This window comes from Streptomyces sp. E2N166, assembly GCF_003671715.1.
Lineage (GTDB): Bacteria > Actinomycetota > Actinomycetes > Streptomycetales > Streptomycetaceae > Streptomyces > Streptomyces thinghirensis.
The window spans coordinates 535,559-543,415 of the sequence record NZ_RAIF01000031.1 but is presented as its reverse complement, the minus strand read 5'-3'; the positions used below and the strand labels follow the sequence as shown (position 1 = coordinate 543,415).

At 72.9% G+C, this 7,857-nt stretch carries 7 protein-coding genes; 5 read left to right on the top strand and 2 right to left on the bottom strand.

The window, feature by feature from the left end; translation table 11 throughout:
- Nucleotides 1–601: 601 nt before the first annotated feature.
- Nucleotides 602–1,624, bottom strand: a complete 1,023-nt coding sequence (locus tag EBH09_RS24525) for an alpha/beta hydrolase (protein ID WP_121749093.1) — start codon at nucleotides 1,622–1,624, stop codon at nucleotides 602–604.
- Between the two features lie 221 nt (nucleotides 1,625–1,845).
- Here EBH09_RS24525 and EBH09_RS24520 point away from each other — a divergent pair, with 221 nt between their 5' ends.
- The 4 genes from EBH09_RS24520 to EBH09_RS24500 all read left to right on the top strand — a co-directional run bounded on the left by EBH09_RS24520 (nucleotide 1,846) and on the right by EBH09_RS24500 (nucleotide 3,839).
- Entirely contained in the window at nucleotides 1,846–2,067 is a 222-nt protein-coding gene (locus EBH09_RS24520) for a hypothetical protein (protein WP_121749092.1), read from the top strand.
- Nucleotides 2,068–2,295: 228 nt separating this feature from the next.
- Nucleotides 2,296–2,937: a TetR/AcrR family transcriptional regulator gene (locus EBH09_RS24510; RefSeq protein WP_121749529.1), complete on the top strand. Its 642-nt coding sequence runs from the start codon at nucleotides 2,296–2,298 to the stop codon at nucleotides 2,935–2,937.
- A 177-nt stretch (nucleotides 2,938–3,114) separates the two neighbouring features.
- A complete protein-coding gene (locus tag EBH09_RS24505) occupies nucleotides 3,115–3,342 on the top strand; it encodes a DUF3107 domain-containing protein (RefSeq protein WP_121749090.1) in 228 nt (75 codons plus the stop codon).
- A gap of 227 nt (nucleotides 3,343–3,569) precedes the next feature.
- Nucleotides 3,570–3,839, top strand: a complete 270-nt coding sequence (locus tag EBH09_RS24500; RefSeq protein WP_121749089.1) for a hypothetical protein — start codon at nucleotides 3,570–3,572, stop codon at nucleotides 3,837–3,839.
- A gap of 57 nt (nucleotides 3,840–3,896) precedes the next feature.
- On the opposite strand, the gene EBH09_RS24495 is transcribed toward EBH09_RS24500, so the two are convergent.
- Nucleotides 3,897–4,670, bottom strand: a complete 774-nt coding sequence (locus EBH09_RS24495; RefSeq protein WP_121749088.1) for a ferritin-like domain-containing protein — start codon at nucleotides 4,668–4,670, stop codon at nucleotides 3,897–3,899.
- A 503-nt stretch (nucleotides 4,671–5,173) separates the two neighbouring features.
- Here EBH09_RS24495 and EBH09_RS24485 point away from each other — a divergent pair.
- A complete protein-coding gene (locus EBH09_RS24485; protein WP_121749086.1) occupies nucleotides 5,174–7,798 on the top strand; it encodes a DEAD/DEAH box helicase in 2,625 nt (874 codons plus the stop codon).
- Nucleotides 7,799–7,857: the final 59 nt, after the last annotated feature.

Here is a 7,857-nt window from a genome sequence, read left to right as displayed (position 1 = left end):
CCGGGTCCGGCACCGGCCCGCCCGTTCACGTCGCCCCAGCCACCGCCGGGTTCACGCTGCTCGGGATGGCCACCACGGACCCGCGGCACGCCACGCGCCGGGGTACCGTCCGGGACACCTGGGACACCACGAGCGGGCGTACCGTCCGCCACCCGCGGAAAACCGTGCGCCGGCGTGCCGTCCCCCACCCTGGGGAACCCACGCGCCGCCGTGCCGTCCGAACCCACCGGAAATCCACGCCCGGGCGTCCCACCGGAAACCGAAGAAAACCCACGCGCGGGCGTCCCGTCCGAAACCGGAGGAAGCCCACGCCCGGGCGCCCCGTCCGAAACCGAGGAAAACCTATGCGCCGGCCTCCCGTCCGAGACCGCGGGGGACCCGTGCGCAGGCGTCCCGTCCGGAAGCCGTTGGCCCGGACTCGCGGACCCCTGGGGGGATGTTCCGTTCGTCGGCGGCGTCTGCTCCTCCGCCGGAGGCCCCGGCGCCCGGCGGCGGCCCAGCAGGCCGGCGGGCCGGCCCTCGCGTGCTGCGGCGGTGCCCTCGGCGTCGGCCCCGGGGGCGGGGGCGGGCCCGCGGCGGCTGTGGCGTCCCACTTCGCGCCTCAGCCTCCTGTGGTCTGGTTGGCGGGCTCGTCGTCGACGGCCGCGTCGATCCTCTCGCCGACCGCCGATTCCCCGGTGCCCGCGAGGAGTTCGCGGAACGCCGTGGCCACGGTCTCCGGGTATTCCATCATCGCCACGTGCCCCGCGTCCGGCAGGGTCAGCAGCCGGGAGTCACGGAAGGCGCGGGCGGCCCGCTGTGCCATGCGGTAGCCGACGAGTTGGTCCCGTCCACCGTAGACCAGCAGCGTCGGTGCGAGAACCCGTTCGGCCTGTCGCCACAGCCCTTGCTGGCCGCCCACCGTGTACGCGTTCACGATCCCGCGGGCGGAACGCGCCATCGCGTCCCAGAAGTACGGCAGTCGCAGTCGCCGTTCCATCTCCTCCACCGCGTTGCGGAAGCTCTCCGGCGACACGCGCCCCGGGTCTCCGTAGCAGAGCGCCGTCACGCCGCGGACCCGCTGCTCCGCGGTCCACTCGCGGGTGAGCCGGGTGAACAGCGAAACCACCCCCGGCAACGCCAGCAGCCCCGTCGGCACGGCGCTGCGCTGCACGCGGATCTCCGGCAGCGCGGGCGACACGAGGGTCAGCGTCCGCACCAGGTCGGGCCGCACCGCGGCGACGCGGGTGACGACGGCGCCGCCGAGCGAGTTGCCGAAGAGATGCACGGGGCCGCGCCCGGCCGCGTCGAGGTGGCGCACGACCGCGCGCGCGTGGCCCGTGATCGAGTAGTCGCCGTCGTCCGGTGGCGGGGAGTCGCCGAAGCCCGGCAGGTCGACGGCCTCGCCGTTGACGACGCCGTCCAGCAGCGGCATCAGCGCCGACCAGTTCTGCGAGGAACCGCCGAGGCCGTGGACGTAGAGCGCGGGCGGCAGCCCCTCGCGGGCCGGCGGTCTCGAACGCACCGTCAAGGTGATACCGGGCAGGTGGACCGACCTGAGCCGCTCGCCGGCCGCGACCTTGACGGCTGCGACCTTCGGCAGCACGTTGGCGGGCGGCACGGACGGCGGCTCGATCGAAGGCATGCGGCAATGTTACGAGACGATCACGCAGTAGTTCATGTGTTCGCCATCACAAGCAGGGGTGCGACGGCGCGGCAGCCGGGTACTGATGGCGGCAGCGCACGGAACGGGCACGGACGTCGGCGACGCATGGCGTCCGGATCGGGTGTCTCCTAGGCTCGTGGAGTGGGCACCCGCGTGTGGCCCCTGCATCTTCAGGGACGTTCGTAGGAAGGGAGCCCAGCATGACCGTCGACCCGACCGACCCCGAGACCTTCGACGACGAGTCACAGGAAGCGGAGGAGTTCGACGTCGAGGCACCGGACGCCGACGCCGCCGAGCAGCAGGCGGACATCGCTCCGGAGCGCGACGACCCGTTGACCGATGTGGATCCGGCCCGCGCCAACGAGGCCGACCTGGCGGAACAGGCCCGGGTCGTCTCCCACGACGAGGACGACTACCGCTGAGACGCGGCCGCGGGCGACCGAAGACGCGGTGCCGGAGGCGGCGGAGAAACCCGCCGAGCAGGAAGGGGGCCGATTTCTGCCCGGCCTGAACGCTTTTGAAACCTGTTGTGCGGCTATCGCCACCGTCCGGTCCGTGAAATTCTGCGCTCGCACCGCACACACCACGGTTACCGAAAAGTACGATGGCGACGCGGCGCACACCGCGCGAGGACGACTATGGGAGGCGGCGTGACAGCCATCGAGCAGACAGAGGCGGTACGCCCACGGGGCACACGCCTTCCCCGCCGAGCCCGACGCAACCAGCTGCTGGGCGCCGCACAGGAAGTGTTCGTGGCCCAGGGCTACCACGCGGCCGCGATGGACGACATCGCCGAACGCGCCGGCGTCAGCAAGCCGGTGCTCTACCAGCACTTCCCGGGCAAACTCGACCTCTACCTCGCCCTGCTGGACCAGCACTGCGAGTCCCTGATCCAGTCCGTACGGAGCGCGCTCGCGTCGACCACCGACAACAAGCAGCGCGTCCGGGCGACGATGGACGCCTACTTCGCGTACGTCGAGGACGACGGCGGCGCCTTCCGCCTGGTCTTCGAGTCGGACCTGACCAACGAGCCCGCCGTGCGCGAGCGCGTCGACAAGGTCACGAACGAATGCGCCGAGGCGATCTGCGACGTCATCGCGGAGGACACCGGCCTCTCGCGCGCCGAGTCGATGCTGCTGGCCTCCGGTCTGGGCGGTCTCGCCCAGGTGGTGGCCCGCTCCTGGCTGCACAGCGACCGCAGCGTGCCGCGCGACCAGGCGGTCCAGTTGCTGACCTCGCTGGCCTGGCGGGGCATCGCCGGCTTCCCGCTGCACGGCAGCGAGCAGCACTGAGCAGCACCGACCCTCCCGGCGTGGCGGGCGGCGGCTCACGTACGGCGACCCTGTTCCCGTCGGCTGTTCGCTCCTGGCGTTCTCCGGCGCAGCGTGTACGTCCCCTCACCGGGCTAATGTGTCCTGGGTACGGCGCGGAAGATCGCGCACTTCACTGACCGTCGGAGGGACATAGCCGTGGAGGTCAAGATCGGCGTGCAGCACGCGCCCCGCGAGATCGTTCTGGAGAGCGGTCAGAGTGCCGAGGAGGTCGAGCGTGTGGTGGCCGAGGCACTCGCCGGCAAGTCGGCGCTGCTGAGCCTCGTGGACGAACACGGCCGCAAGGTCCTGGTGCCGGCCGACCGTCTGGCCTACGTCGAGATCGGCGAGCAGGCCCCTCGCAAGGTGGGCTTCGGCGCGCTGTAGTCGGCTGACGCGGAACGACGCACGCAGAACGGGAGGGGCCCGGCGGTGACTCACCGCCGGGCCCCTCCCGTTCCCCCTGTCCCTCCCGTCGTCTGCTGTCTGCTCCCGTCACCTCGTTCACGGACGGAGCACAGTTCACCCACAGGGGGAGGATTGTATTCCGCAGGTCAGGGGTAAGACGGCTGTGACCGTTTGGGGCAGGCCGGCTGCGTGGGAGGGACCCCGACATGCTCTTGGAAGCGCTCAGCGCCGCGATCCTCGGCTTCGCCCTGGCATGGGCCGCCGCCCACCGTCTGCCACACCGCCTGCCGGCCCGCGTCCTGGTCCTGCCGACGGGGATCGCCGGGGCCCTCTTCGGGGCCTTCGTCACGCACACCGCGCTAGGCGCCGGCGGACTCCTGCTGGTTCTCCTGGGCTCGGCGACCCTCTCCGCGGCCTCGCTGTCGCTGCTCCTGCGCCCCGCGGGCAGACTCCGCCGCCGATCGGCGACCGCCTGACAGGCCGTCGCCGTACCGGGCCGCGCCCGCGCTGACAGCGGCCGGACGGCCAGACGGTCAGGCGGCCAGACCCAGCGCCGCCATCCGCTTGGTGTGCGCCTCGGTGATCCGGGAGAACATCCTGCCGACCTCGGCGAGGTCGAAGCCGTCCGCGACGCCGCCGACCAGCATCGTCGACAGCGCGTCCCGGTCGGCCACCACCCGCTGGGACTGCGAGAGGGCCTCTCCCATCAGCCGCCGTGCCCACAGCGCGAGCCGCCCGCCCACCCGCGGGTCCGCGTCGATCGCCGCGCGCACCTTCTCCACGGCGAACCCCGCGTGCCCGGTGTCGTCGAGCACCGCCAGCACCAGCTCGCGGGTGTCGGAGTCGAGGCGGGCCGCGACCTCACGGTAGAAGTCACTGGCGATGGAGTCGCCGACGTAGGCCTTGACGAGCCCCTCCAGCCAGTCCGACGGGTCCGTCTGCTTGTGGAAGCCGTCGTACGCGGCCACGAACGGTTCCATCGCCTCCGTCGGCTCCTCGCCGATCTCGGCGAGCCGGTCCCGCAGCCGCTCGAAGTGGTGGAACTCCGCCGACGCCATCTTCGCCAGCTCCGCCTTGTCCGCGAGCGTGGGCGCCAGCTTGGCGTCCTCCGCGAGCCGCTCGAACGCCGCCAGCTCGCCGTACGCGAGTGCGCCGAGCAGGTCCACGACCGCGGCACGGTACTGCGGATCGGCGGCCGCCGTCGCCCAGTCCTGGGCGGCGACTCCGGTGGCTCCGGTGGCTCCGGTGGCTCCGGTGGTTTCGGCGGGGGCGTCAGCGGCGTTGCCAGGCTTGTCAGAGCTCGTCATGCAGCGCACAATAGCCCGCCCGTGGCCTGCGGGAAGGCCCCCGGTCGGCCATGGTCATTCAGTGTGACGACGACTACGTGACCAAATCGGCCATCGCGTGTGCGCGAATCCGGGGTATGGTGGTAATGCGCCTGCCGAGTATGTGACGTACGGGTACGTGACATCGTCGTCGGGCCGCACGCATGAGGATGCCCGGTCGGTGGCCCGATCGGCTCCGACCCGACAGCCCTCCCTGCTGTACGCACACTGCGTACGGAATCCGGAGGGGGACCCTCAGTGGTACGAGCGCTGGAGCGTCGACAGAGGTCCCGTGTCCTACGGCTCATTCCGTAAGGCAGCCGACGTCCCCGACACGGTCCGGCAAGACCCGCGCGCTCGCCTCGCACCACGCACACAGAAGAGGCAGCACCCTGACTACGACGTTCCGATCCCTCGGGATCCTCCCCGAGACCGCCGAAGCCCTCGAGGCCGTCGGCATCATCACTCCCTTCCCCATCCAGGAGATGACGCTCCCCGTAGCCCTTACGGGCAAGGACGTCATCGGCCAGGCCAAGACCGGCACCGGCAAGACGCTGGGCTTCGGCCTTCCGCTCCTCGATCGCGTGACCGTCCCCGCCGACGTCGAGTCGGGCCGCGCGGCACCCGAGGCGCTGACCGACGCCCCGCAGGCCCTCGTCGTCGTTCCGACGCGCGAGCTGTGCCAGCAGGTCACCAACGACCTCCTGACCGCGGGCAAGGTGCGTAACGTGCGCGTCCTCGCGATCTACGGCGGCCGGGCCTACGAGCCGCAGGTCGAGGCCCTGAAGAAGGGCGTCGACGTGATCGTCGGCACCCCGGGCCGCCTGCTGGACCTGGCGGGCCAGAAGAAGCTGAGCCTGAAGCACATCAAGAGCCTGGTCCTCGACGAGGCCGACGAGATGCTCGACCTGGGCTTCCTGCCCGATGTCGAGAAGATCATCAACATGCTGCCGGCCCGGCGCCAGACCATGCTGTTCTCGGCCACCATGCCGGGCGCGGTCATCTCGCTGGCCCGCCGTTACATGTCGCAGCCCACGCACATCTCCGCCACCTCGCCGGACGACGCGGGCGCGACGGTCGCCAACACGAAGCAGTTCATCTATCGCGCGCACAACATGGACAAGCCCGAGCTGGTGGCGCGCATACTGCAGGCCGACGGCCGGGGACTGGCCATGGTCTTCTGCCGCACCAAGCGCACGGCGGCCGACCTGGCCGACCAGCTCAAGCAGCGCGGTTTCGCCTCCGGCGCGGTCCACGGCGACCTCGGCCAGGGCGCCCGCGAGCAGGCCCTGCGCGCCTTCCGCAACGGCAAGGTGGACGTGCTCGTCTGCACCGACGTCGCCGCTCGCGGCATCGACGTCGAGGGCGTGACGCACGTCATCAACTACCAGTCGCCGGAAGAGGAGAAGACGTACCTGCACCGCATCGGCCGCACCGGCCGCGCGGGCGCGAAGGGTACGGCGATCACGCTGGTCGACTGGGACGACATCCCGCGCTGGCAGCTGATCAACAAGGCGCTGGACCTGGGCTTCAGCGACCCGCCGGAGACGTACTCCACCTCTCCGCACCTGTACACCGACCTCGGCATCCCCGAGGGCACCAAGGGCCTCCTGCCGCGCTCGGAGCGCACGCGCGCCGGGCTCGACGCGGAGGAGCTGGAGGACCTGGGCGAGCCGGGCGGGCGCGCTCGTGGCGACCGGGGTGACCGAGGCGGCCGAGGCGGCCGGGGCGGCGGCCGGGACGAGTCACGTTCCGCCGACCACGAGCGTTCGTCCCGTACGACGCCGCGTCGGCGGCGCCGGATGCGCGGCGGTGCTCCGGTGGACGCGGACGCCTCCGCGACCACCGCACCCGAGGTCGTGAGCGGCGGTGCGGACAGCGCCGCCGACGTGGACACGGACGCCGCGCCCCGCACACTGCGCCGTCGGCGCCGTACGCGCAGTGGAGAGTCGCGCCGGCCCGTGACGTCCGAGACGACCGGCGCCCCTGCCGCGCAGGTCACGGAGGGCACCGCGCTCGCGACCGCCGAGGTCGTGGAGGCCGTGGAAACGCCGGAGGCCCCGGCGAAGTCGCGTCGCCGCCGCACCCGCAAGTCGGCCGAGGCGCCGGAGACCACCCCGGTGGTCGAGCCGGCGGTCGCCGACGCCCCGGTGATCGAGGCCCCGGTGCCCCCGATGGCCGAGGCTCCCGTGGAGAAGCCACGCCGCCGCACCCGCAAGGCCACGGCCGCCGAGACGGCGGTCGACACGGCCGAGGGAGCGACCGAGCCCGCGTCCGAACCGACGGAGACGAAGCCGCGCCGCACCCGCAAGACGGCCGCCGCGGCATCGACCGCGACTGACACCGCGGACACCGCGGCTGCCAAGCCCCGCCGCACCCGCAAGGCCGCAGCCGCCGAGCCCACGGAGGTCACCGAGGCCGAGCAGGCCCCGGAGGCCGCCGAGGCCAAGCCGCGCCGTACCCGGAAGACGGCCGCCGCCAAGGCGGAAGCCGCCGTCGACACCGCCGAAGGCACGGAGACCAAGCCGCGCCGCCGCACCCGCAAGGCCGCCGAGCCCGTCAAGGCCACCGAGGGCGCCGCCGACATCCCGGCCCAGACGGCCCAGGAGCCGGAAGCGGCCGAGGCCAAGCCCCGGCGCACCCGGAAGACGGCCGCCGCCAAGGCCGAGGCCGCCGTCGACACCGCCGAAGGCACGGAGACCAAGCCGCGCCGCCGCACCCGCAAGGCCGCGGAGACCGCGGAGACCGCGGAGGTCACCGAAACGGCCGCGCAGGCCCCGGAGGCCGCCGAGGCCAAGCCCCGGCGCACCCGGAAGACGGCCGCCGCCAAGGCCGAGGCCGCCGTCGACACCGCCGAGGCCGCGGAGACCAAGCCGCGCCGCCGCACCCGCAAGGCCACCGACTCCGTCGCGGCCACCGAGGCCGCCGCCGGGATTCCGGCCCAGGCCTCGCAGGAGCCGGAGGCGGCGCCGCGTCGTCGGACCCGTAAGGCGGCTGCCGTCGAGGCGCCCGCCGAGGCCACCGACACGGCCGATGCGAAGCCGAAGGCTCGCCGCACCCGCAAGGTGGCCGCAGCCGCCACGCAACCCGCGGAGTCCGGCGAAAGCTGATCAACGACGCTCACCCGACCGCCGGCCCGGTCCCGCCACCCACGCGGGGCCGGGCCGGC

Bases quoted from the DNA above. Each gene is read 5' to 3' on its own strand.
- EBH09_RS24525 (WP_121749093.1), bottom strand. From the start codon at position 1,624: ATGCCTTCGATCGAGCCGCCGTCCGTGCCGCCCGCCAACGTGCTGCCG.
- EBH09_RS24520 (WP_121749092.1), top strand. From the start codon at position 1,846: ATGACCGTCGACCCGACCGACCCCGAGACCTTCGACGACGAGTCACAG.
- EBH09_RS24500 (WP_121749089.1), top strand. From the start codon at position 3,570: ATGCTCTTGGAAGCGCTCAGCGCCGCGATCCTCGGCTTCGCCCTGGCA.
- EBH09_RS24495 (WP_121749088.1), bottom strand. From the start codon at position 4,670: ATGACGAGCTCTGACAAGCCTGGCAACGCCGCTGACGCCCCCGCCGAA.
- EBH09_RS24485 (WP_121749086.1), top strand. From the start codon at position 5,174: ATGACGCTCCCCGTAGCCCTTACGGGCAAGGACGTCATCGGCCAGGCC.